This window comes from Clostridium thailandense (assembly GCF_019207025.1).
Taxonomy (GTDB): Bacteria; Bacillota; Clostridia; order Clostridiales; family Clostridiaceae; genus Clostridium_AM; species Clostridium_AM thailandense.
Genome location: NZ_JAEEGC010000041.1, coordinates 43,718 through 69,204, shown reverse-complemented (window position 1 = coordinate 69,204; position 25,487 = coordinate 43,718). Strand labels below are relative to the sequence as shown.

21 protein-coding genes are annotated in these 25,487 nt (G+C 31.3%); 7 read left to right on the top strand and 14 right to left on the bottom strand.

The features are described from left to right. Nucleotides 1-14: 14 nt before the first annotated feature. The 10 genes from I6U48_RS10415 to purR all read right to left on the bottom strand — a co-directional run bounded on the left by I6U48_RS10415 (nt 15) and on the right by purR (nt 12,783). Nucleotides 15-1,040, bottom strand: coding sequence for a peptidylprolyl isomerase (locus I6U48_RS10415; RefSeq protein WP_218320351.1), 1,026 nt, complete (start codon nt 1,038-1,040; stop codon nt 15-17). Nucleotides 1,041-1,116: 76 nt separating this feature from the next. Beyond that, a complete protein-coding gene (gene mfd / locus I6U48_RS10410; protein WP_218320350.1) occupies nt 1,117-4,638 on the bottom strand; it encodes a transcription-repair coupling factor in 3,522 nt (1,173 codons plus the stop codon). Nucleotides 4,639-4,682: 44 nt separating this feature from the next. Next, nucleotides 4,683-5,246: an aminoacyl-tRNA hydrolase gene (gene pth / locus I6U48_RS10405; protein ID WP_218320349.1), complete on the bottom strand. Its 564-nt coding sequence runs from the start codon at nt 5,244-5,246 to the stop codon at nt 4,683-4,685. Between the two features lie 92 nt (nt 5,247-5,338). Then, nucleotides 5,339-6,523 (bottom strand): S1C family serine protease, encoded by a 1,185-nt coding sequence (locus I6U48_RS10400; protein ID WP_218320348.1) that lies wholly within the window; start codon nt 6,521-6,523, stop codon nt 5,339-5,341. An 84-nt stretch (nt 6,524-6,607) separates the two neighbouring features. After that, on the bottom strand, nt 6,608-8,017 hold the full coding sequence (locus tag I6U48_RS10395; protein WP_218320347.1) for a sensor histidine kinase: 1,410 nt from the start codon (nt 8,015-8,017) through the stop codon (nt 6,608-6,610). Further along, the gene (locus tag I6U48_RS10390; protein ID WP_218320346.1) at nt 8,018-8,704 is read right to left on the bottom strand and encodes a response regulator; all 687 of its coding nucleotides are present in this window, start codon (nt 8,702-8,704) and stop codon (nt 8,018-8,020) included. A 190-nt stretch (nt 8,705-8,894) separates the two neighbouring features. After that, a complete protein-coding gene (locus tag I6U48_RS10385) occupies nt 8,895-9,854 on the bottom strand; it encodes a ribose-phosphate diphosphokinase (RefSeq protein ID WP_218320345.1) in 960 nt (319 codons plus the stop codon). Between the two features lie 20 nt (nt 9,855-9,874). Continuing rightward, a complete protein-coding gene (gene glmU / locus I6U48_RS10380) occupies nt 9,875-11,245 on the bottom strand; it encodes a bifunctional UDP-N-acetylglucosamine diphosphorylase/glucosamine-1-phosphate N-acetyltransferase GlmU (protein ID WP_218320344.1) in 1,371 nt (456 codons plus the stop codon). Nucleotides 11,246-11,574: 329 nt separating this feature from the next. Further along, the gene (gene spoVG, locus I6U48_RS10375; protein ID WP_218320343.1) at nt 11,575-11,865 is read right to left on the bottom strand and encodes a septation regulator SpoVG; all 291 of its coding nucleotides are present in this window, start codon (nt 11,863-11,865) and stop codon (nt 11,575-11,577) included. Between the two features lie 102 nt (nt 11,866-11,967). Beyond that, nucleotides 11,968-12,783: a pur operon repressor gene (gene purR, locus I6U48_RS10370; protein WP_218320342.1), complete on the bottom strand. Its 816-nt coding sequence runs from the start codon at nt 12,781-12,783 to the stop codon at nt 11,968-11,970. 210 nt (nt 12,784-12,993) lie between these two features. Between purR and murC the strand changes: the two genes are divergently transcribed. The 6 genes from murC (at nt 12,994) to I6U48_RS10340 (ending at nt 19,383) form a co-directional block, all read left to right on the top strand. Continuing rightward, nucleotides 12,994-14,373, top strand: coding sequence for a UDP-N-acetylmuramate--L-alanine ligase (murC, locus tag I6U48_RS10365; protein WP_218320341.1), 1,380 nt, complete (start codon nt 12,994-12,996; stop codon nt 14,371-14,373). Nucleotides 14,374-14,446: 73 nt separating this feature from the next. Then, the gene (locus I6U48_RS10360) at nt 14,447-14,758 is read left to right on the top strand and encodes a hypothetical protein (RefSeq protein ID WP_218320340.1); all 312 of its coding nucleotides are present in this window, start codon (nt 14,447-14,449) and stop codon (nt 14,756-14,758) included. A gap of 105 nt (nt 14,759-14,863) precedes the next feature. Next, the gene (locus I6U48_RS10355) at nt 14,864-16,210 is read left to right on the top strand and encodes a [Fe-Fe] hydrogenase large subunit C-terminal domain-containing protein (protein WP_218320339.1); all 1,347 of its coding nucleotides are present in this window, start codon (nt 14,864-14,866) and stop codon (nt 16,208-16,210) included. 189 nt (nt 16,211-16,399) lie between these two features. Next, nucleotides 16,400-17,053: an HAD family hydrolase gene (locus I6U48_RS10350; protein WP_218320338.1), complete on the top strand. Its 654-nt coding sequence runs from the start codon at nt 16,400-16,402 to the stop codon at nt 17,051-17,053. 113 nt (nt 17,054-17,166) lie between these two features. Next, nucleotides 17,167-17,571, top strand: coding sequence for a hypothetical protein (locus I6U48_RS10345; protein WP_218320337.1), 405 nt, complete (start codon nt 17,167-17,169; stop codon nt 17,569-17,571). A 498-nt stretch (nt 17,572-18,069) separates the two neighbouring features. Further along, nucleotides 18,070-19,383, top strand: coding sequence for a pyridoxal phosphate-dependent aminotransferase (locus I6U48_RS10340; RefSeq protein ID WP_218320336.1), 1,314 nt, complete (start codon nt 18,070-18,072; stop codon nt 19,381-19,383). A gap of 60 nt (nt 19,384-19,443) precedes the next feature. Here I6U48_RS10340 and I6U48_RS10335 read toward each other — a convergent pair whose 3' ends face one another. Next, nucleotides 19,444-21,000 carry an ABC-F family ATP-binding cassette domain-containing protein gene (locus I6U48_RS10335; RefSeq protein ID WP_218320335.1) on the bottom strand — a complete coding sequence of 519 codons (1,557 nt, stop codon included), beginning with the start codon at nt 20,998-21,000 and terminating at the stop codon, nt 19,444-19,446. A 220-nt stretch (nt 21,001-21,220) separates the two neighbouring features. Between I6U48_RS10335 and I6U48_RS10330 the strand changes: the two genes are divergently transcribed. Then, nucleotides 21,221-22,396: a class I SAM-dependent rRNA methyltransferase gene (locus I6U48_RS10330; protein ID WP_218320334.1), complete on the top strand. Its 1,176-nt coding sequence runs from the start codon at nt 21,221-21,223 to the stop codon at nt 22,394-22,396. A gap of 75 nt (nt 22,397-22,471) precedes the next feature. Here I6U48_RS10330 and I6U48_RS10325 read toward each other — a convergent pair whose 3' ends face one another. From I6U48_RS10325 to I6U48_RS10315, 3 genes are all read right to left on the bottom strand, one after another. Next, nucleotides 22,472-23,212 carry a 2-phosphosulfolactate phosphatase family protein gene (locus tag I6U48_RS10325; protein WP_218320333.1) on the bottom strand — a complete coding sequence of 247 codons (741 nt, stop codon included), beginning with the start codon at nt 23,210-23,212 and terminating at the stop codon, nt 22,472-22,474. A gap of 180 nt (nt 23,213-23,392) precedes the next feature. Continuing rightward, nucleotides 23,393-24,316, bottom strand: a complete 924-nt coding sequence (gene mnmL / locus I6U48_RS10320; protein WP_218320355.1) for a tRNA modification radical SAM protein MnmL/YtqA — start codon at nt 24,314-24,316, stop codon at nt 23,393-23,395. A gap of 30 nt (nt 24,317-24,346) precedes the next feature. Further along, nucleotides 24,347-25,462: a hypothetical protein gene (locus I6U48_RS10315; protein ID WP_218320354.1), complete on the bottom strand. Its 1,116-nt coding sequence runs from the start codon at nt 25,460-25,462 to the stop codon at nt 24,347-24,349. Nucleotides 25,463-25,487 lie beyond the last annotated feature (25 nt).

Sequence of the window (25,487 nt, the reverse complement as noted above, 5' to 3'; positions counted from 1 at the left end):
TTTATTTTTTAATTTTATAAAAGATTTTTTTCGTATTTAGTTATTTTAGCAGCTTTTTGCCATTCACTAGTTTTTTGTGAAACCAATGTACTTTTTTCTTGTTCTAACAATTCTTGTTTTATCTGATCTTTTACTGTCTCAAGCTTTTTAACCGGATATTCTGTTTTCTTTATAGATTTTATTATGTGATATCCAAATTGAGTTTTTACAGGTGCAGATATAGTGCCTTCTTTTAATGCTAGAGCAGCCGCCATAAATGTAGCATCCATGCCTGAATTAACATAATTTACAGTTCCCAAGTCCCCACCTTTATCTTTTGAACCAGGGTCTTGTGATACCTCTTTAGCAACTTTTGCGAAATCTTCACCTTTATCAAGTCTCTCTTTTACTTTCTTAGCCTCATCTTCTGTTTTAACTAATATATGCGCTAAATGTATTGTATCAGGCTTTTCTGTATACTTAGTTTGGTTAGCCTTATAATAATCTTGAATCTTTTTATCGTCAATTTTTATATCTTTTGCCAAATAATCCGAAATATTTTTTTGTATTTGTGATTCTTTTAGCTGATCAAAAATTAGTTGTTTAGCTGAATCTACAGTAAATCCCTGTTGTTTTAACATATCTTGAAACTTTGTATCGTCATTTCCAAATTGCTGCTTTTTAATATCATCTAATTGCTTAGAAGCCTGATCCTTTAATTTTGAATCATCTGGAAGCACCTTTAGCTCCTTAGCTTTTTGCTCTATAACTTTTTCAGTTATCATGGTATCCAGTACTTTTGTTCTTTGATCTTTAAGTGTGCTTTTAGCTTCATCATTCTTTTCATAATTTTCACCATATTGTTGCTTAACTTGAGCTATAACCTGTTTCATTTGTATGTTGTTATCTAGGTCGCTTCTAGTTATCTTCTCACCATTAACTTCAGCTACAGCACTTTTAGCTATCGCCTCTGGTGTTTTTGCTATCATATTACAACCAACAGCTGAAAATCCAAGCATTGTTATTAAAGCTGCACTAACTATCTTTTTTATGTTTTTCACGGTTTATTCCCCCACTTCTTTTATGTTTTAGCGCAATACAAACTAATTTTAACACAAAACTATTTTTACTACAAAATTAATTTTTTGTGTATATTTTTAGCATGTACTCCATTAATTCTTTAATTTCTAAAATTAGGTCTTCCTTTTTCACATCTGTAAGCTTATACGAGAATCCAGGTTTATCTCCCATCTTTAGTCCTATTTTTCCAGTATAATCTCTTAATAAACCCTTGACAACATTTTCATCAATTCTAGATTGACTCTCAAATTGAAATATTGCTTCATTTTTTCTTTCTTTTATCTCTTCAATACCCAATTTTTTTCCAATACTTCTTACATATGAAATATTTATAAGGTTATGGACAGATGAAGGTATAGTGGAAAATCTATCTTCTAATTCTTCCTGAATATCTATCATATCCTCATAAGAATCTATTGCTGCTATTTTTTTATAAACTTCAATTTTTTGAACTTCATCTTTAATATAATCTCCTGGTATATACGCATCCACTTTTAGCTCTACTGTTGTTTCAACTGGCTCTTTATCTATTTCACCTTTTATAAGTTTTATCGTATCTTCTAGCATTCTACAATACAAATCATATCCAATAGATGCCATGTGCCCATGCTGAGAGGCTCCCATCATGTTTCCGGCACCTCTTATTTCTAAGTCCTTTAACGCTATTTTAAAGCCTGATCCAAGCTCTGTAAAATCTTTTATTGCCTTAAGTCTTTTTTCTGCTACTTCTGTTAGAACCTTGTCTTTCCTGTAAGTTAAGTAGCAATAAGCCATTCTATTTGTTCTTCCAACTCGTCCTCTCAATTGATATAATTGTGATAAACCCATTTTATCTGCATCATATATTATCATTGTATTTACATTTTGAATGTCCATTCCAGTTTCTATTATTGTTGTAGCAACCAAAATATTATATTCATTTTTCATAAAATCTACAATAATTTTTTCAAGTTCTCTCTCCTGCATCTGCCCATGTGCTAAACCTACTTTTGCTTCAGGAACCAACTTTGATATATATGATACCATTTCTTTTATACTTTCAACTCTGTTGTAAACAAAATAGACTTGACCTCCCCTGCTTAACTCTCTTAATATGGCATCTCGTATTAACTGATCATTGTACTCTACCACATAAGTTTGAACAGGGTATCTTTCTTCTGGTGGCGTCTCTATAACGCTTATATCTCTTACTCCCACTAAGGACATATGCAATGTTCTTGGTATAGGTGTTGCACTTAATGTTAATACATCTATATTCTTCTTAAACTTTTTAATTTTTTCTTTATGACTTACTCCAAACCTTTGCTCTTCATCAATTACTAACAATCCTAAATCCTTAAACTGTACATCCTTCTGAAGAATTCTATGAGTTCCTATTAATATGTCTACTTCCCCATCTCTTACAGCCTTTATGGTATTCTTCTGCTGAGCTGGAGTTCTGAACCTGCTTATCATATCTATTCTAACTGGAAAATCAGAAAATCTCTGTATAAAATTATTGTAATGTTGCTGAGCAAGTATTGTAGTTGGAACTAAAAATGCTATTTGTTTTCCATCCATAACAGCTTTAAATACTGCTCTTATAGCGACCTCTGTTTTTCCATAGCCTACATCTCCACATAGCAATCTATCCATAGCTTTATCAGATTCCATGTCTGATTTTATATCGCTTATGGATGATAGCTGATCTGGAGTCTCATCATACGGAAATTCTTCCTCAAACTGTTTTTGCCACACGGTATCTCTTGAATATCTATACCCTTTCAGCGTAGCTCTTGCAGCATAAAGTTTTACTAAGTCTTCTGCAATTTCCTCTATTGATTTTTTTACTTTTCTTTTTGCTTTGGCCCATTCTGAATTTCCAAGTTTATTTATCTTAGGAGCTTTTCCTTCAGTACCTATGTACTTCTGAACCATATCAAGCTGCTCTACGGGAACATATAACTTGTCATCTGAATCATATATTAATTCTAAATAATCTTTTTTATGACCATTCAACTCCAGTTGATTAATTCCCTTATATACACCAATGCCATGGTTTACATGAACTACATAGTCTCCAGGTTTTAATTCCGTGAAACTCTTTATTTTACTTACACCTTTTTTAGAGACTCTATTGGAGTTTTTTCTTTTTGCCTCACCAAAAACTTCTTTATCTGATATTACACATATTTTAAGTTCTGGATATTCGAATCCATTTAATTGACTTCCAAAGGTTATAACTACTTCTCCTGCTTGTATCTCATGTATTGTATCTCTATAGGAACTATCAATCTCCCTATCTCTTAAGGTTGCTACTAATCTTTCTCCTCTTGGCCTTGTTCCCGATAAAATAACTATCTTAAACCCCTTAGCTTTCTTATCCTTTATATCTTCAATGAGCAAATCTATTTGTCCATGATAATTGGGGGAAGTGATTTGAGAAAAATTCCCAATAGTTTTTGGATTAAGTATCTTAGTAGACTTAGCAATAGCATCTATTGTCAATACTTGTTTTTCTTCTAATAATTCAAGAACTTGATCTTTATTTAAAAGGAGTTCTCCTTGCTTTGGTAAAATATTGCCTCTCTCAAGAAAACTTTTATAATTCTCTTCAAATTCAAAGTATACACTATCAAGTTTTCCTTTACATCTCTGAATATCATCTATAATTATAAAGTATTCTTCTGTATAATCAAAAAATGATGATAAGTTATCATAAAAATATGGAAGGAAACTATCTATTGTTTCAAAATTCCAATTCTCTTTTAACATCTCAATATTTCTTCCAATAACTTCTTTTATTTTTTCCATGGCCTCTCTATTTTTTTGCTTTTTTAACCTGTCTAATACAATATTTAGATCCTTTTCTATGCTTTCATGTCCTTTTTCTATTCTCTTCTTATCTAAAATCATTTCTTTAGCTGGAAATATTTCAATGCTTTTTACTTTTTCTATACTTCTCTGTGATTCTAAATTAAAGTTTCTTATAGAGTCAACCTCATCACCAAATAACTCAATTCTATAAGGCTCTGCTGAAATAGGTGAATATATATCCATTATTCCCCCTCTTATAGAAAATTGTCCCTTGCTATCTACAATTTCAACTCTTTCGTAACCACATTGTATAAGTTTTTCACTTAACTCCTCTAAATTTAAAACATTACCTTTAGAAATATTAAATATATAGCCTTTATAAAGGTTTACAGGAATATAGCTTGAAGCTAAGGCTTCTATACTTGTAACAATTACCTTTTTACCCTTACTTAACATCTCCTTTATTATCTTCAATCTTTCCCATCTTAAATCTCCTGATATGGCATCTATATTATAAAACACCACTTCTTTTGTTGGAAAATAATAAACATTGGGAATATAAAAAGATATATCCTCATATAGTTTCCTTGCTTCTACATCACTGTGAGTAAATACAATAAATGGCTTGTCTGACTCTTCATACAATCCATTTATTAAATAACCTCTTGCAGATTCGGAAATTCCAAATACACCTATTGGAAATCTAGTTCTCTCTATGCTGCTTTGTATTTCCTTAAATTCTCTACTAACTTTAAGAGGCTTCATAAGTCCTTCTAGTCTCATTTTATAACAACCACCCTACAAACTATAAAAATTAAATTATAATTTTATATTTTAAAACCATTATATTTATTCATTGCCTCAGCCATTCCACTGCTTATTATGCATTCAATAGCGTCTACACTTGTCTCAAATACTTCTTTAATCTTTGCTCTATCTTCTGTAGAAAACTTACCTAAAACATGGGAGATTAACTGTTCTTTGGGCTGTCCTATTCCTACTTTAACTCTTGGAAATGCGTCAGTACCTAAATTAGATATTATGCTTTTTATTCCATTATGCCCCCCAGCACTTCCCTGAGTTCTTATTCTCAATCTTCCTATATCTAAACTTATATCATCATATACAACAATTATATTTTCATTAGATATTTTATAAAAGTTAACTATTTCTCTTACACTTTCTCCACTTAAATTCATATATGTGCTTGGTTTAAGCAATATTACCTTCTCATAAGACATTATTCCTTCTCCATATACACCCTTAAATTTTTCCCTGTTCATAGATATATTATACTTATCACTTATCAAATCTATAACATCAAATCCAACATTATGTCTAGTATGCTCGTATTGCTTTCCTATATTACCTAGTCCAACTACTAAAAACATTTCTCCACTCCTAACTGCTCTGTAATTGTTAATCACATAATTAATATATTATACCAAAAGACATAAATAATAAAGAGACTATCAAAGTCTCTTTATCTATTTTTTTCTTTCACCTCTGAAAGTGTAATATTTACTTCTATAGTTTTTCCATTTCTCAGAATTTTACACTGTATAGAATCTCCAATTTTGTGTTTATCTAATATTTCTGATAAATCATCAGATTTAGTTACCTTTTTCTTATCCAATTCAATTATAATATCTGCCTGCCTAAGTCCTGCGGCCTCAGCACCGCTTCCTTCAACTACTTGAACTACATATACTCCTTCAATATTTTTCTCTTCTGATACTACTCCTTGCCCGTAAATTCCAAGGGCTGGCCTTGAAACCTTACCATTCGTCATCAAAGATTTTATTATATCTTTTGCCTCATTTATACCTATAGCAAAGCCCATACCTTCTGCATTTTGTTGTGCTCCAATTTTTAAACTATTTATTCCTATTACCTCTCCAGCTTCATTACAAAGTGGTCCACCACTATTTCCTGGATTTATAGCCGCATCTGTTTGAAGAACCTTGTATATTGCTCCACCATATTGTATTCTTCTATTTAATGCACTAATTATACCAGCTGTAACCGATCCTGAAAACTCTTCTCCTAATGGATTTCCTATGGCAATTGCCATATCTCCAACATTAACTTTTGATGAATCTCCAAACTTGGCAGTTGGCAGATTTTTTGCATCTACCTTAATAACAGCCAAATCTGACCTTGGATCAGCTCCCACTAAATTTGCACGTAAAGTTTTCCCGCTGGAAAATTTTATTGTCAATTTAGCCGCACCCTCTATTACATGATTATTTGTAACTATATATCCATTAGGATCAAATATTATTCCTGAACCACTTCCAGTATCCTGTAATCCAAAAAACCCCTCTGAGCTATTGCTTATCCCTACAACCGCTGGACTCACTACTTCAGCAACTTTAGTTACAGCATTCTTAGGCAAACTCGCAGTTCCATCTTTGCTATTTCCGTCTTTAGTCTCAACTAACGATTGATTGATTGGTGTATAGGTCTTATCCGAATACTTTTTATCAACTATATAAGCTCCTGATACTGCACCTGACACTGAAGCTATGAGTATAAAAGCCACACCTTTAAATAGCTTTCTTACTTGAGACCTCATTCTGTTGTTTTTAAATTTTATTTCTCCTCGACAATCTGATACACTTTCCCATTTAACATCTTTAATCTTATCAAACTTATTTTCATCCATTCGAGTACACCTCATAATCCATCAATATTAGAGACATTATAATAAAATATTTTTACACAAATATGAACAAAGTGTAATCATTTTCTAAACCCTCTTTAATGTAAAGCAAAATGTTACTCCTTGCGATTCTTTATTTTCAATCCATATGTCTTCCCCTAGTTGAGTAAGTATGCTTCTGACTATAGATAGTCCCAGTCCTGTACTAACTTTAGATGTTCTCGATTTATCAACCTTGTAGAATCTATTCCATATATGTTTTAAATCTCTTTCAGGTATGATAGGACCATCGTTAAATACTGATATTAGAGCTTTATCACCTTTAATTTTTGTGCTGACCTTTATAGTTCCACCCTCACCAACATACTTTACTGCATTATCTACAAGATTAGTAACTACTTGATTTATTCTATCTCTATCTGCTGCTACATAAAGATTATCATCTTGCATCAATACGTCTACCTTTAATCTTTTCTCATGTATTTTTTGTTCGAATTTTATTATACATAATCTAACAATTTCATTAATATCTATTTCCTCAATTCTTAACTTGAATTGTCCTGCTTCAATAGCTGATAGATCTAATAAGTCATTTACAAGCCTTGTAAGCCTCTGAACCTCTTCATAAGCAATGGATAAATAATAGTTTTCTTTCTCTTTAGGTATTACTCCGTCTAGAATTCCTCCAATAAATCCTTTTACAGAGGTTATTGGCGATCTTATCTCATGAGAAACATTTGATATAAATTCTCTTCTATTTTTCTCTACTTCTTCTAATGAATCTGCCATAGAATTAAAAGACTTGGCAAGTATTCCTATTTCATCTTTAGAGTTTATGTTTACTCTTTTTTCTACCTCTCCCTTTGAAATTTTGTCTGCTACATAATTGATTTGTGCAAGAGGCTTGATTATTATTCTTTGAGAAAAGTAATATATAACTATACATGAAATTATTATAGCAAATAACGCAGAAATCCATATAATTTCATACACTCTCATTAAGGTACTTTTTAGTTCATTTACGGAGGTGTGCATCATTATAGCCCCTTTAAAAACACCTCCAGAGAAAATAGGTATATCAAAGGTGCGCACTGGTACTTTAAATATGTTCCCATAAATACCTATAGTGTCAACAGGTTCGTTTAGTCTTAATTTTTCTAATTCCTTTGTAAGTACCTGTGTTTTTAAGACATTTTGTTGTTTAGGATTTGAAACAGCATATGGATATCCATAGCTATCAACGAGCCATATATCCATAGAATCATATTGTGCTACAGCAGTCAAAAGCTCAGTAAGTCTATCTATTGAAATAGTTCCTTTCCAATATTGAACTGCAATGCTAGATATATGCGCAGATTCTGCAGTAAGTTGCCCCTTTCTCTGTTCAAAATAATAACTTTCAAACCAATAAGACAGAAATGCAGCAGTCATAATGAAACTTACTGCAATTATAGCTGCAAAAGTGGCCACTAACTTAGAGAACAACCCTTTTTTCATCTATTTCACCTCAAATTTGTATCCTACACCCCATACTGTTTCAATTTGCCAATTTGGACCTCCCTGTAGCTTTTCTCTAAGTCTTTTCACATGAACATCAACAGTCCTCGAATCTCCTGGGTAGTCATAACCCCAAACTTCACAAAGAAGCTGTTCTCTTGTAAATACTCTATTTTTATTACTTGCTAGGTAGTATAATAATTCAAATTCCTTTGGAGGCATTTTTATCTCCTGGTTTCTGTACAATACAGTATATGAATTAATATCAACCGTAAGCTGTTCAAATTTTAATATTTCCTTATTTTCATTGTCTACGTTATATCTCCTTAAAACTGCTTTTACCCTTGCTAATAGTTCTTTAGGCTCAAAAGGCTTAACTATATAATCATCTGCCCCTAACTCAAGTCCTAATACCTTATCAAAAGTTTCTCCCTTAGCTGTAAGCATAACCACAGGAGTCTCATAATCCTTCCTTATCCACTTTAAAACATCTATTCCATCAATATATGGAAGCATTATATCTAGCAAAACTAAGTCTGGTTTATATTCTTGAAAAATTTCTTCAGCCTCTTTTCCATTATGACAAACTCTAGTCTCATAACCAGAATTTTCAACATACATCTTTATCACTTCACATATATTTTGATCATCATCAACGATTAAAATTTTTCCAATTTTTCCCTCCATGATAAATATCCCTCCATTGTATTTTGTGAGTATAACTCTTTTTATAACATAATTACTTATATATAATAATTTATCACATATCTTATATATACTAATAGTATATCCTTAAAAAGTTACAAATAATTTACTATAATTTAATAATACAAAAGCATGCGAATCTACAATCTCGCATGCTTCTCTAGTTTAAATTTTAGTCTTCAAATAATTTGCTTACAGGCGTATCTTCATATATTCTCTTTATAGCTTCTGCAAATACAGGCGCTACAGATAACATTCTAAACTTATCTAACATTTTTTCTTCTGGTAAATCTATAGTATTTAACATAACTAACTCTTTAATAGCTGATTCTTTTATTCTGTCTATAGCTGGACCTGATAAAACAGCATGAGTGCAGCAAGCATAAACTTCTTTTGCTCCCATCTTAACTAAAGCATTAGCTCCATTTGTTATTGTTCCTGCAGTATCTATCATATCGTCTACTAATATTACAGTTTTATCTTGAATATCGCCTATAATATTCATTATCTCTGATACATTTGCCTTTGGTCTTCTTTTATCAATAATCGCTATTGGCGCATGTAGCTTATCGGCAAATTTTCTAGCTCTTGTTACACTTCCAAGGTCTGGAGAAACAACAACTACATCCTCTCTATCTGCAAATCCTTTTTGTACAAAATATTTTGCAAGGATAGGTGAACCAAGTAAGTGATCTACTGGTATATTAAAGTATCCTTGAATCTGAGCAGCATGTAAATCCATAGTTAAAACTCTGTGGGCACCAGCTGCAGTTAATATATCTGCAACAAGTTTTGCTGTAATTGGATCTCTTGCCTTTGCCTTTCTATCTTGTCTTGCATATCCATAATAAGGCATAACTGCTGTTATTCTACCTGCTGAAGCCCTCTTAAAGGCATCAATCATAATTAAAAGTTCCATCATATTATCATTTACAGGATTATTCGTAGACTGAATTATGAATACATCTGTTCCTCTTACTGTTTCGTTTACATCAACAGATATTTCACCATCACTAAATGTGGAAACCTTTGCTTCTCCAACAGTTAACCCTAAAATATCTGCTATGTCCTTAGCTAGCCCTGGATGTGAGTTACCTGTAAAAATTTTAATATTCTTACCGTGGTTTATCATTATAGAATCCTCCTAAAATTTTATTTCTTTTTACCTTTTTTTTCTACCCAGCCCTCTTTATTGACTTGTTTAGCTCTTGCAATAGCTAAAGCACCTTCTGGAACTTCGTCAGTAATGGTTGATCCCGCAGCTATATATGTATTATCGTTAACCTTCACTGGGGAAACCAAATTTGTGTTACAACCTATAAATACATTGTTACCAACCAAAGTTTTACATTTTTTTGCTCCATCATAATTAACAACAACAGTACCACATCCAAAGTTGCACTTGCTTCCAACCTCAGCATCTCCTATATATGTTAAATGAGAAACTTTAGTTTCGTCTCCTATAACAGATTTCTTTATTTCAACAAAATCACCTATCCTAGCTGACTTACCTACAACACTTTCAGGTCTTATATATGCAAACGGTCCTACAGTAGTATTTTCGCCTATTTTACTTTTAAGTATTGTAGAACATTGTATTGTAACATTTTTATCAATGAAACTGTCTTCAATTCTTGAATTAGCATATAAAGTACAGTTTTCTTTTATCACAGTATTTCCTTGAATAATATTTCCTGGGTATACTATAGTATCGTTACAAATGTCCACATCTAAATCAATATATGTGTTATCAGGATCGATTAAAGTAACTCCATTCTCCATGTGCATTAAGTTTATTCTCTTTCTCATAACTTTCTCTGCTTCAGAAAGTTGAACTCTGGAGTTTACCCCCATAGTCTCTTCAAATTCCACTGGCACTGCCCCTACTTTTAATCCTTCATTCTTTAGAATTCCTATAATATCAGGTAGATAATATTCACCTTGAGCATTATTATTATTTAATTTATCCAAGCTTCTTAACAAACTTTCTATGTCAAAACAATACATTCCTGCATTTATCTCGTTTATTTTTAATTCTTCTGCATTGCAATCTTTATGTTCTACTATTCTAGAAACTTCTTGACTGCTTTCCCTTACTACTCTACCATAACCGTCTGGATTGTCTACTATTGATGTCAATATAGTAGCTTTGTAATTTTCTTCGTTATGAAAAGCAATAAGCTTTTCTACTGAATTTTTCGTAATTAAAGGAGCATCTCCTGTAAATATTGCTACTGTACCTTTTTTACTCTTTAAGAATTCCTTTGCACACATAACAGCATGACCTGTTCCAAGCTGTTTGTCCTGTAAAGAATAAGATACATTGTTATTTATTGTAGCATCTTTTACTTTATCTGCTCCTCTTCCGATAATTACATTAATGTCATTTATTCCTGATATCTTAATTGTATCTATTACTATGTTTACCATTTCTTTTCCACATACTTTGTGAAGTACCTTAGGTGTGGAAGATTTCATCCTCTTTCCTTCTCCAGCGGCTAATATTATAGCACAATTATACATTATAACACCTCTTTACGGTCATAAACCTACATTTTTCTACTTTATGTTATACAAACATCCCTTAAATATTATATTTTATATGAATATTATTTTCAACCATATGAATCATTTTTATCAAAAAAAATAGTTTAATAATATTTTACTATATTTTATATTATATGTATCCATTATTTAAAAATCCTATATATATTGCTAATAAAATTAAAAGTTTTCAAATTTTTATTACTCTTGCTACAAAAATAGATATTCAATCTATTTTCGTTGGTAGCTGCAAAGCAAGTTATAAGTCATTAAAAATAATAAAAAGGAGTATAATATACTCCTTTTTATTATTCTTCCACAGTCTGTTCGGAAGCAACTTCTTCATTTTTTACTTTTTCATATTCTTCTAAAATAGACTTTTGTATTTTTTCTCTTGTTTGAGTGTTGATTGGATGCGCTATGTCTTTAAACTCTCCATCAGGAGTTTTTCTGCTTGGCATTGCTATAAAAAGTCCATTTTGACCTTCTATAACCTTTATATCGTGAACTACAAATTCATTATCAAAGGTTACTGAAACTATAGCTTTCATTTTACCTTCAGCAGCAATTTTTCTTACTCTAACGTCTGTAATTTGCATATAAAATCCACCTCCAAGATGCTTATGTATATATTATTCTCTACATTTTATATTTTTCCTTCTTAAATTTATTAAAAATAAATAAATTTTTTGAAAATTTTATTATTTGAACATTTTAGAAGGAAATAAAAGCGCTTCTCCATTCTCATCAATACCTTTAAAATCAACTATTGAAACATAATGATGTATAAGTTTTTTAGGATTCTCTACATTATCTATTAATACTCCTATTCCTAAAAGTTCACTATCAAATTCTTTTAATAAATCTATTATTCCTAATGCTGTACCACCAGCTTTCATAAAATCATCTACAAATACGCACTTACTTCCTTTATTCATTGCTTTTTTAGATAAAGACATATTTTGTATTCTTCCGCTAGAACCTGAAACATAATTTATACTTAAAGTTGACCCTTCAGTAACTTTAGTTTCCCTTCTAACTACAACCAATTGCACTCCAAGCATTTTAGCTACTTCATAAGCTAGAGGAATTCCCTTAGTTTCAACAGTAACTACATAATCTACATTCTTATCTATAAAGGATGCTGCTAGTATAATTCCTGCTGTATGTATAACTTGAGGATTAAACATTAAATCAGTCATATATAAAAAATTCCCTGGTATTATTCTTTCTCTATTTTTCAAAATAATACATAGTTTTTCAGCAAATTCCTTACTTTTTTCATATGATAATCCACACACATATTTTACTCCACCAGCCGCACCAGATATAGTTTCAATTCTTCCCATGCTAAGTTTCATTAAAATATCCTTAACTACAACTAAATCTTCACTTATTGTAGATTTTGCCGCATTAAACATATCAGTAAAATTATTTAAATTTATAATCTTATTAGGATTTTCTATTAATATTTTTGTTATGGCTGCAACTCGCTGGTTCCTGCTAAATTTATCCATAATATCACCTATTCACCTTCAATTTCGCGAATATTTATTTAAAATTATATTCTATCATTCATATTTTATTCTAAATAAATTATATAATCAATACTTATTATAATACCTTACATATTACAATTTAAAATAAAATTTTACAATTGTGTTTTTTTGGTTTATTTTTGTATATAATTATTAAATGAAGTTATTTAATTAAAGGAGCTGATTTTATTGTCATTTGATTTTATAAAAGATAAAAACAAAAAAGTACACTTCATAGGCATAGGTGGTATAAGCATGAGCGGTTTAGCAGAAATACTACTTAACAGAGGCTTTAAGGTATCAGGATCTGATATGAAGTCTTCACCTATAACTGATAAGTTATTAGCGGATAATGCTGAAATTTACATTGGTCAAAAAAAGGATAACATAAATGAAGATATTGATCTAGTGGTATACACTGCCGCTATATCCGAAGATAATCCTGAACTTATGAGAGCTAAAGAACTAAACATTCCAACTATGACTAGAGCTGAGTTTTTAGGCAACATAATGAAGGGCCATAAGTTTAACGTTGCAATCTCTGGAACCCACGGTAAAACTACAACAACTTCAATGGTATCACATATATGTTTAGATGCTAATTTGGATCCTACAATACTTGTAGGAGGACAACTTGATGCCATAGATGGAAATGTACGTCCAGGGAATAGTGACTATTTTATAACAGAAGCTTGTGAATATAAAGGTTCTTTTCTTAAATTTTTTCCTTATGTAGGAGTAATATTAAATATAGATGCAGATCACCTAGATTATTATAAAGACATAAATGATATTGAAAATGCCTTTGTACAATTTTCCAAACTTATTCCTGAGAATGGATTCTTAGTATGCTGTGCTGAAGATGAAAGAATGAAAAATGTAATTTCCAAATCAAAATGCAACGTGGTAACTTACGGAATAAACATCGGTGATGTTACCGCTAAAAATATTATTTTTAATAAAAAAGGTTGCGCCCATTTTGATGTTTATAAAAATAATACAAAGCTTTTATCTCTACAATTAAATGTTCCTGGCAAACATAATATTCTAAATGCACTTGCAAGTATATGTGTTGGTTTGACTCTTAGTATACCATATCAAAATATTGTAAATGGCTTACAGGAATACAAGGGTACCCATAGAAGGTTCGAAATAAAGGGTATGAAGAATGGCGTTACTGTTATAGATGACTACGCCCATCATCCAACTGAAATTCAAGCTACATTAAATGCAGCAAAAAACTATCCTCATAAAAAAATATTTTGTGTTTTTCAACCTCATACCTATTCAAGAACTATAAACTTATTCAAGGAATTTAGTGAAGCTTTCAATGATGTGGATGAGCTTATACTAGCAGATATATATGCTGCTAGGGAAAAAGATACCGGTATAGTAAGTTCAGCTATGTTATCAAATAAGATTAGTTCGTTAGGTGTGAACTGCTCTAATATCAATAGCTTTGACGAAATAGTTTCACATTTAGAAAAAAACCTACAAAGTGGTGATGTTCTTTTAACAGTGGGAGCTGGAGATGTATTTAAAATAGGAGAAATGTACCTTAAAAATTAAAGAAATACGATTATGCTTAAAATCCTCCAATATGGTAATACTATAGTTGATAACCTATTGGAGGTGTTTACTTATGAAAAACTTTTTAATATCTGCTGTGGTAGATATTATTTTAATTCTTGCTTCTTATTTTTTATTCAGAAATATAATTAGTGGTCCCACAAGACACAGACTTTATGAAAAATTCTTTAGTTCATTTGCAAAGTTTATAATTTACACCTTTATTGTAACAATAATAATAACTGGCGTTACAGCTATAATACTTTATAGAACTTGGTACATATCCTATATTAATATAGTAGCACCAGCACTAGTTTCTATACTTGTAGGCTTTCTTATGTCAACTGTCCCTACTCGCGGTGCTGGTGATGAAAAAATCAAATAGTTATACTAAAACAACTGATAGATATTTGTAAATTTATCAGTTGTTTTAGCATAATATGGTATAATATAAATTAATTTAACTATAATCTTATAAGGAGTTGTTACTATGAAAGCAAAACATAGTGAACTGTTTAAATCACTAATAAAAGCCTACTACGAAGAAAAATTTGAAGAAAAAATTAATGAAATTTTATCTCTTAATGAAATTAATAAGGAAGACTTATGTAAGGTTATTTCTTCTCTTTGCGGAACAGGTATAACTTATAGCCCAAACTTTGTTTCAGATTTAAAGATAGCCATCTCTTCTTATGAAGCAGATCATAAAATAGTAAATAAAATTAAACACTGTTCAATGGATTGCGAAGATGAGAATGGTGAAACAATATGCCAAAAATCATGCCCCTTCAATGCAATTTTTATAGACAGTAGAAAAAATACAAGTGTAATTGATTGTGAAAAATGCACTGATTGTGGCTTCTGCGTTGAAGCATGCCCTACAGGAAGTATACTAGATAGAGTGGAATTTATTCCTCTAGCTGAACTACTTAAAAGCAGTTCTCCAATTATAGCTGCAGTAGCACCAGCAATTATAGGCCAATTTGGTGATACTGTTACTATAGACCAATTACGTACAGCTTTTAAACGAGTTGGCTTTACTGATATGGTAGAAGTAGCATTTTTTGCAGATATGCTTACCCTAAAAGAAACTGTTGAGTTTGACCATCTTGTTAAGAAACAAGATGATTTAATGATTACTTCTTGCTGTTGTCCAATGTGGGTTGCTATGCTTAAAAGAGTTTATAATAATTTAGTAAAAAACGTTTCCCCTTCTGTATCTCCAATGATAGCCGCTGGTAGAATTCTAAAAAAATTGCATCCTAATTGTAAAGTTGTATTTATAGGCCCTTGCATTGCTAAAAAAGCTGAAGCAAAAGAAAAAGACCTTTTAGGCGATATAGACTTTGTACTTACCTTTGCAGAAGTGCATGATATATTTGAAGCCTTAGATGTAAAACCTGAAGAATTAAAAGGAGATTTATCCACAGAGTACGCATCAAGAGGGGGCAGACTTTACGGTCGTACAGGCGGAGTCTCTACTGCTATTGGAGATGCAATAGAACGAATATTTCCTGAAAAATATAAACTTCTTAAATCAACCCAAGCAAATGGTGTGAAAGAATGTAAAACGGCACTCGAGAAAGCTCAAAACGGTGAATTAAATGCTAACTTTCTTGAAGGAATGGGATGTATAGGTGGCTGTGTAGGCGGCCCCAAAGCAATTATTCCAAAAGAAAAAGGCAAAGAACATATTGACGAATTAGCTGAAAATTCATCAATAAAAGTTGCTGTTGACAGTGCATGTATGAATAAAATACTAGATAGCATAGGCATCTCTTCCTTTGAAGACTTTAAAGATGAAGAGAAAATAGATATATTTGAGAGGAAATTTTAAAGAAGGCGTATTAAACCGTCCTATTTTATGGATATCTTATAAATTATAAGATATCCTATATTTTTATTTAAAAAGCTTTCTAAAAATCACCTTAATTTTAAGCTTTCTATCTTTCACTTTATTTTAAGGTGACTTTTTAGTTTATGTTGATAACATTTGATGCTATACTATAAATTGAGGTGATATCTTATGCTGAAAAACATTAAGGGAGCCATATTCGATATGGATGGTACTCTAATTGATTCCATGTGGGTATGGAGTAAAATCGATGAAGAATATTTAAGAAAGAGAAATATACAACTACCAAATAACTTAAAACAGGATATAGAACATATGAGCTTCTCAGAAGTTGCTCAATACTTTAAAGATAGATTTAATATTACTGATTCAATAGAAGAAATTCAAAATGAGTGGAATGAAATGGCACTCTATCAATATGCTCATAAAGTCGATTTAAAGCCTGGAGCTAAAGAATTTTTAACCTTGCTAAAATCAAGAGGAATAAAACTTGCCTTAGCCACAAGTAATTCTAAGCCTCTTATAGAGATAGCACTTAAGAAAAATGATATTTATCACTTTTTTGATTCTATAACTACTACGGATGAGGTTTTGAGAGGTAAAGATTTTCCTGACGTATATTTATTAGCTGCAAAAAAATTATCCATTAACGCAAATGACTGTGTCGTATTTGAGGACATACTTCCTGCAATTAAAGGTGCAAAAGCTGCTGGAATGACCGTGATAGGTGTTCATGATACTTATTCAGATTATCAAAAAGATGATATAATAAATCTTTCAGACATGTATATTTATAAATATCTAGACCTAATAGAGGCTGTTTAAATACAAATTTTTAAAATCTTAGTTGAACTTAACTAGGATTTTTTTATTTTATGACAGTTTTACTTTTTTCTGAATATAATAATATTGTGTATCTATTAAAAGGAGGTAATCTTATGTTAGCATTTCTTTTTTTATTATTAGTTGGATTCGCATTATTTATTTCCTATTACTTTACAAATAAGATGACAAATCAAAGAAAACAGATTTTACTTCTAAAGCATCAGAACAATAGTCTAAAGAATAAAGCAGACTTAGAAAAAGAGGAACAAATTATAGTTAAATATCACTATCCTGACAAAAACCAGGGAATAATTAAAAGCAACTGTAAGTTATACTTGTGGCCTTCTGATAAATCAGCTACTCTCAATTCTCTAATGGAAAACATAGTGGTCCAAATACATGATAGTGCAGAAATTAACGAAGATCTTTGGTATGAAATTTCTATTTTATCAGAAGACAGAACAAATTCCAAAGGTTGGATAAAAAGTGACTGTCTAACCTTTGAAGACATAACCTAAGGTTTATAAAGTTAACTTACACCATATTTTAATCGTGTAGGTTAATTTTTTGTCTTATATTCCTACTTTATCCTACTTATGCAATTAATGCTTCACGAGAAATATTTACATAAGACGGAAATACTCTCAAATTTTTTATTGAAATTGAATAAAGTTATGAGAATGCTATACTAAACGAATTAAAATTGAATAATTCAATTAAAAAATTTTGAAAAATTCTAATAACGTGGTATACTATATACAAGTAAGAAACTTCTGAAAATTGTCTTAAATAAAATTATTTAAGCTATATATTAAAGCGATGTTATTGAATATAAAGTTGAGTCTTACATCAAATTTGAAAAGGTTTACAAGTTATTCTTCTAAAATATTAAATTGAAACAAATGAAAAATGTGTCAAACCATCACAAGTTTTAAACTGTATATTTGAAGGATTTCTGAAAAAAAATGAATGCTATGCATCATTATAAATTATATTTTTTAGGGGGTATTTTATCAATGAATAAACCAGTATTATCAGATCATTTGAAAAAAAGAATGCCATCAGACGTAAGACTTGGACAGATGAAATTTGCTGAACGTGAAGAGAAACCTGCGTTGATAAATGTAGCAATTGGAAACGTTTCACTTCCAACAAATCCTGCTATGCAAAAAAGAATGTTCGCATTAAATGCACCTGAAAGTCCATTTGCAAAGGGTGTTATACAATATTCAGGTACTGTTGGTGTAGCTGAGGCTCAAGATGCTTTTAAAAACATTCTTAAATGTGAAGGCTTTGATACTAGTAAATTATTTGTTCAAGTAACTGATGGTGGCTCCACTGGTATGGAACTATTATTACTTGGTGTTTGCGGAGATGCAGGTACTGGCGACAAACCTCTTATGATGATTGACCCAGCCTACACAAATTATATTTCTTTTGCAGAAAGAATTGGCCGTAAGACTGTTACAGTAAAACGTCACTTAGGTGAAGATGGAAAGTTCAGCCTCCCAGAATTAGACAAAATGGAAGAAATTATTAAAGAACATAACCCTGGAGCACTTCTTGTAATACCTTATGACAATCCTACAGGTCAGCTCTATGATTATCCAGCTCTTAAAGAGCTTGCTAAATTATGCGTAAAATACAATATGTGGATGGTAAGTGACGAAGCTTATCGTGAATTATATTATGATGAAAATAGCAGCTTAGTAAGTATTTGGGGACTTAGCGATGCAGATGTACCTGGTATAGAAGGTAGAAGAATAAGCATTGAGACTGCATCAAAAGTTTGGAATGCCTGCGGTTTAAGAATCGGAGCTATCATCACTGATAACGCAGAATATCATACTCAGTCAGTAGCTGAATATACTGCAAATCTATGCGCTAATGTAATAGGTCAGTATATATTCGGAGCATTAGCTCACGAAAGCAAGGAAAGTATTTCTGGATGGTGCAAAGGCCTTCGTGAATATTATAAAGATATCATGTTTAAATTCTATAAAGGTATGAACGAACAGGAGCCTAATCTCATCGTTTCAAGCCCTGATGCATCTATATACTCAGTAATTGACGTTAGAAATGTTGTAAAACCAGGATTTGATTCAATCGATTTTGTTTTATACTGTGCACAAAAAGGTGCAGTAAATTGCAATGGAGTTGATACAACTCTTTTAGTAGCACCTTTGAAAGGTTTCTACGATATTAAATCAGATGAAACTAACCCAGGAAGCACTCAATTCCGTGTTGCATTTATTGAATCTCCGGATAATATGGAAAAGGTTCCTGAATTATTCGTTAAGCTTTTAAGACAATATGAAGCTCAACGCTAAAATTAAAAAAATGAATTAATATAAATAAAAGGAGTGCAGTGCACTCCTTTTATTTATATTTTACACAATTTTAGTTGTCCATGATTCACAATCCCATATCTCTGTAACTATCTCTCTATAAAACTCCGGCTCATGGCATACAAGTAATATAGTTCCTTTATATTCCTTTAACGATCTCTTTAATTCTTCTTTCGCTTCTACGTCCAAATGATTTGTGGGCTCGTCTAGAATTAGTATATTTGTTTCTTTATTTATTATCTTACACAATCTAACTTTTGCTTGTTCACCACCACTTAAAACTACAACTTTACTTTCAATATGCTTAGTTGTAAGCCCACACTTCGCAAGAGCTGCTCTTACTTCATATTGAGTGAATGAAGGAAACTCCTTCCACATCTCTTCTATACAAGTATCATAGTTTGCTTCCTTTGTTTCTTGTTCAAAATAACCAATATATTGATAATCACCAAGTTCCACTTTACCAGAAACAGGCTTTATTTGTCCAAGCAAGCTTTTTAAAAGTGTTGACTTACCAAGACCGTTTGCTCCTACTAAGGCAATCTTTTGGCCTCTTTCCATGTAAAGATTTAATGGTTTTGTTAATGGCTCATCATATCCTATAACTAAATCCTTAGTCTCAAAAATAACCTTACCAGCAGCTCTAGCTTGCTTAAAGTTAAACTGCGGTTTTGGCTTTTCAGCTGTCAGTTCTATTCTATCAATCTTATCTAGCTTCTTTTGTCTGGATTTTGCCATATTAGCAGTAGCAACATTAGCCTTATTTCTAGCAACAAAATCCTCTAACTGCTCTATTTCCTTCTGTTGCCTATCATAAGCAGCTTCCAATTGAGCCTTTTTAAGCTCATATAATCTTTGGAATTCATTATAATCTCCAACATATCTCGTTAGTTTTCTATTTTCAATATGATAAATCAAATTAATTACACTATTTAAAAATGGAATGTCATGGGATATTAGTAAAAAGGCATTTTCATAATTTTGAAGATACCTCTTTAACCACTCAATATGCTCTTCATCAAGATAGTTTGTGGGCTCATCTAGAAGTAATATATCTGGATTTTGAAGTAATAACTTACCTAAAAGAATTTTAGTTCTCTGTCCGCCCGATAAATCTGAAACGTCCTTATCAAGACCTAAATCTAAAAGTCCTAATCCTTTTGCCACTTCATCCACTTTAGCATCTATAATATAAAAGCCATTATGATCTAGCATATCTTGAATTATAGCAGTTCTTTCCAGAGCTTTATTCATATCATCCTCATTCATATCTCCCATACTGCCATAAAGTGTATTCATTTCTGTTTCAAGATCAAAAAGATATTGAAACGCACCTCTTAATGCTTCTCTAATTGTCATACCTTTAATTAATGAAGCATGCTGATCCATATAACCTACTCTAACATTATTTGACCAAATAACTTGTCCTTCATCTGGCATAAGATTGTCTGTAATTATGTTCATAAATGTTGATTTACCTTCACCATTAGCTCCAATAAGACCAACATGTTCACCTTTTAGTAATCTAAATGAAACATCTTCTAGTATTGCTCTATCACCAAATCCATGGCTAACATTTTTAACCGTTAATATACTCATATTCTTCTCCTCAAACCTTTCATATTAAACATAAAATATCTCAAAATACTACAAGAAATAGTTTAATTTATTCCTGAGCCTTATGTCAAAGGAATTTTAAGTTATAAATTCACTTTATTTATTTGCAAGGCAAAATCTATCTAAGCAAAAATAATATATACTACAATTTTCAAATTGTGGTATACTACATAATGAACAAAAACATGGAGGTAATAAATTAATGGCTTGTAAGTTTTATTTATACAAAGGTAAGGGAAGAAAAGCCGAAGCTGGTCACCCCTGGGTATATACTGACGAAATAGAAGGTTATGATGGTACATATGAAAATGGCGATATAGTTGAGGTTTATAATTTTAAAAGTGACTTTATAGGAAAAGGATATATAAACGATGTTTCAAAAATCACCATAAGAATGATGACAAGAGACATAAATGAAGAAATAGATGAAGATTTTTTTAGAAAAAGATTAAATGCCGCTTGGGAATATAGAAAAAAAGTTATTGACACTTCAAGCTGTAGGTTTTTATTTGGAGAAGCAGATTTTGTTCCTGGGCTTATAATAGATAAATATGAAGAATATTATGTAATACAATCTTTAGCACTTGGAATTGATAAATATAAAGATATAATTGTAAAATTGCTAAAAGATGAATTTGATGCAAAAGGAGTTTATGAAAGAAGCGATGTTAAGGTTCGTGAGTTAGAAGGAATGGATCAAGTTAAAGGCTTTTTAACAGATCCCTTTGATACTAACGTGCAGATTATAGAAAATGGAGTAAAATACCATGTAGATATAGAGAATGGACAAAAAACCGGATTTTTTCTTGATCAAAAGGAAAATAGACGTGCTATACATAAAATTTGCAAAGATGCTGATGTTCTAGACTGTTTTACTCATACAGGATCATTTGCATTAAATGCTGGAATAGCTGGTGCTAAAAGTGTACTTGGCCTTGATATATCTCAATTGGCAATAGATGAAGCAACAAGAAATGCTGAACTAAACAACATTTCTGATAGAGTTAAATTTGAGTGTCATAATGCCTTTGACGTACTTCACCAATGGGTTAAGGAAGGAAGAAAATATGATGTTGTAATTCTTGATCCACCTGCCTTTACAAAATCAAGATCAACAATTAATGGTGCTGTTAGAGGCTATAAAGAAATTAACCTTAGAGGAATAAAGATGGTTAAACCTGGTGGATTTTTAGTTACTTGTTCCTGTTCACATTTTATGAATCCTGAGCTATTTAAAAATACTATTGCTGACGCTGCTAAAGATGCTAGAAAAACTTTAAGACAAGTAGAGTTTAGGACCCAAGCCTCAGACCATCCAATTTTGTGGAATTCTGATGAATCTTATTACTTAAAGTTTTATATATTCCAAGTAGTATAGATATTTAACCGTTACAGGCTTAAAATTAAGAGGAAAAGCTTTCTTAACTTTTCCTCTTAGCTATTGATATCACACTTAAACTATTTGTTCTTCTTTTTGCTCATCAAATAACGCTATAATTCCATTCTTATACATTGGTACTATATCTATAATATCTTTACTGCAACAATAATCTAAATCTTTTTCTAAATTTAGTTCTTTTATCCTTTTATAATGGCTAGCATATTTTATAAAGCTTATTATATCCTCATTTTCTTCATATACATAATTGGCAGTCTTAGATATATCAGTAAGTCCAATATCTTTCCTTTGACTTAGTAAACAATTAATAATATATCCACTACATATAAAGTCATCCATGGAAAACTGACCACAAGTTCCTGCATTTATTATAACCACATCATTATCTAATGCAAGCAGCTTTTCTGCCACTGCTTTAGCGTTTATCAATGCTCCTATTAGTACACTACTAGCTCCTAGACTTCCCTTTATAGCTCTTGTACCATTACTTGTCGTCATTATCAGTGTTTTACCCTTTACAATATCCTCTTTATATTCAAGGGGCGAATTTGCACAATCAAAGCCTTCTATTTTCAATGCTTTCCTTTCTCCTCCAAGGATATATTTACCTCTACCTTCACTTGCTTTCTCCAATGCCTCTTCTATAGTTAACACAGGAATTACAGAATCGCACCCATTATATATAGCTGTTGTTATGACAGATGTAGCCCTAAGCATGTCTATAATAACTACGGATTTACCAGTAATTTTCTCCTTCTTTATATCATCTGCTGAAATTATTAAATCTACTTCCATCCCCCTGTCTCCCTTCTAGTTCTTTTCTAATGAATTTAATATTGTGGTAACTACATATAAACAATCTATATAGATAAACACACCAGACACTTAACCTATACTCAGGAATATATTTGCATTTTTAAAGAGGAACTTATCAATGATAATTGATAAGTTGATCCGTCTTGAGGCACGAGTTTATCAATAGTTTATGCCTTGGTATATACCTCTTTTTTCTAATTCCATATCAATACTATTTAATATTTCCCACTTTTTTAGGCTCCATTGAGGCCCAATAAGCAAATCTCGAGGCGAATCTCCTGTAAGTCTGTGTATTACTATGTTAGGAGATGTAATAGCTATTGATCTGCATATTATATCTATATACTCTTCTTGACTTAAAAATTTTAATTCCCCCTCTTCATATAACCTTACAAGATTTGTATTTTTCATTAAATGCAATAAATGAAATTTAATTCCTTGTATATCTTTTTGACTTAAATAGCTTACTGTGCTTAACATGTCTTCTTGCGTTTCTCCTGGTAATCCAAAAATCATATGTGCAACAACATCAATATTTCTATTTCTAAGATTTTTTACTGCCTTTTCAAAAGTTTCCAACCTATATCCTCTATTTATCCTTTTAGCCGTATATTCATTAGATGTTTGAATTCCAAGTTCAATCCAAATATAAACTCTTTTACTTAACTCTTCTAGAAGCTTAAGTACATCATCCTCCAAACAATCCGGCCTTGTAGCAATAGCTAATGCCACGACATCTTCCTGATTAATTGCTTCTTCATATTTCTCTCTAAGAACCTCTATTGGGGCATAAGTATTTGTGTATGCCTGAAAATAAGCTATATACTTACCATTTTTCCACTTTTTTCTCATTATCATCTTTATATCTTCAAACTGATGTTTTATAGAAAATGATCTATCACCTGCAAAATCTCCTGATCCTCTTTCACTGCAAAATATACATCCACCTTTACTTAAGGTTCCATCTCTATTAGGGCATGAAAAACCAGCATCAAGTGAAATTTTGAAAACCTTACATCCAAATTTTTGTCTTAAAAAGTAATTCAAACTGTAGTATCTTTTGTCTCCCCACTTCATCGTTATTCTCCATAAATAGTTTTTATCTAAATTATATCACATTTTCTTAGCTTTAAAATCTCTAAGATTTATCTGCCATTTGCCTATAACGTCTCCCGCTGATTTATCATTTGCCTTTTTAGGTACAATATCAAAATTTATGGTTTCTTTATCATAAGATGAAAATAAAATATTAACTTTATCTATGGGAAATTTCTCCTCAAACTTGTAAGGTATTAAATCTCCTCCATCTGATTGATAAACTCGTATGCAGTGTCCCACATTAGGCTTTGTGTATTGTACTGTTATAAATTTTTCTGTTGGAGAAAAAGTTAAAAATTCTACTGTTGTGTCTTTTAATAAATCCAAACTTGTAATTTCTTTACCTATAGGTTTTTCTTGACCGCCACCTCCAGCGCCGCCCCCACCTTTTTGCTTATCTCCGCCTTCTGAATCTCCACCTTCTCCACCTTGACCAGATCCCTGTACTGACATAGCTTCATCTAATTTTATAATTGCAATATAAGCATCCTTATCAAAAGTAGATATTGCCAAACTATCCCCAGTATAAGCAAATGTCATAATCCCATAATGGTTTTTAGGAACTGTAATTTTATCTACATTAGTTTTATCATCTTTTGAAAATGCATAGTTCGGTATACCTCCAAAATCTACTACCAAGTTTGTATTTACATTATTTTTGTTTCTAATTCTTATTTGATTATTCTGTATAAAAGCTTCTTTCTGTACCACATTATTAGTTTCACTTATTTTATAATCAGAACCTTCTTTTTTTATCTTTAAGGAGTATTCATCTAATGAAGCAAAAGGCTTACTTTTATCTGCCCTAGATACATTTATTTTAAAAAGCCCTGATTTTCCTATCTCATTAGTTTCAGATAAATCATACCCCAAAATTTTCAAATTTCTATTCTCTTCGTTAGCTGCACCTTTAGATAACTCTTTTGAATAAAACTTTTTACTATTTTCAGTATCTTCTTTCATTAAATATTTCATATAAGTATCTGCTACATTGGAAGCAGCTTTCATGTCAAAGCCCTCAGTAGTGCTTTGACTCTCTTCTTTTTTCTTGGAACTGCATCCAACTGATATAAACTGAACAAATGATAATGAAATTGCTAATATTAAAACTATTGCCCTCCTTCTGTTCATTTTCTTCACTTTACTTACCTCCGTT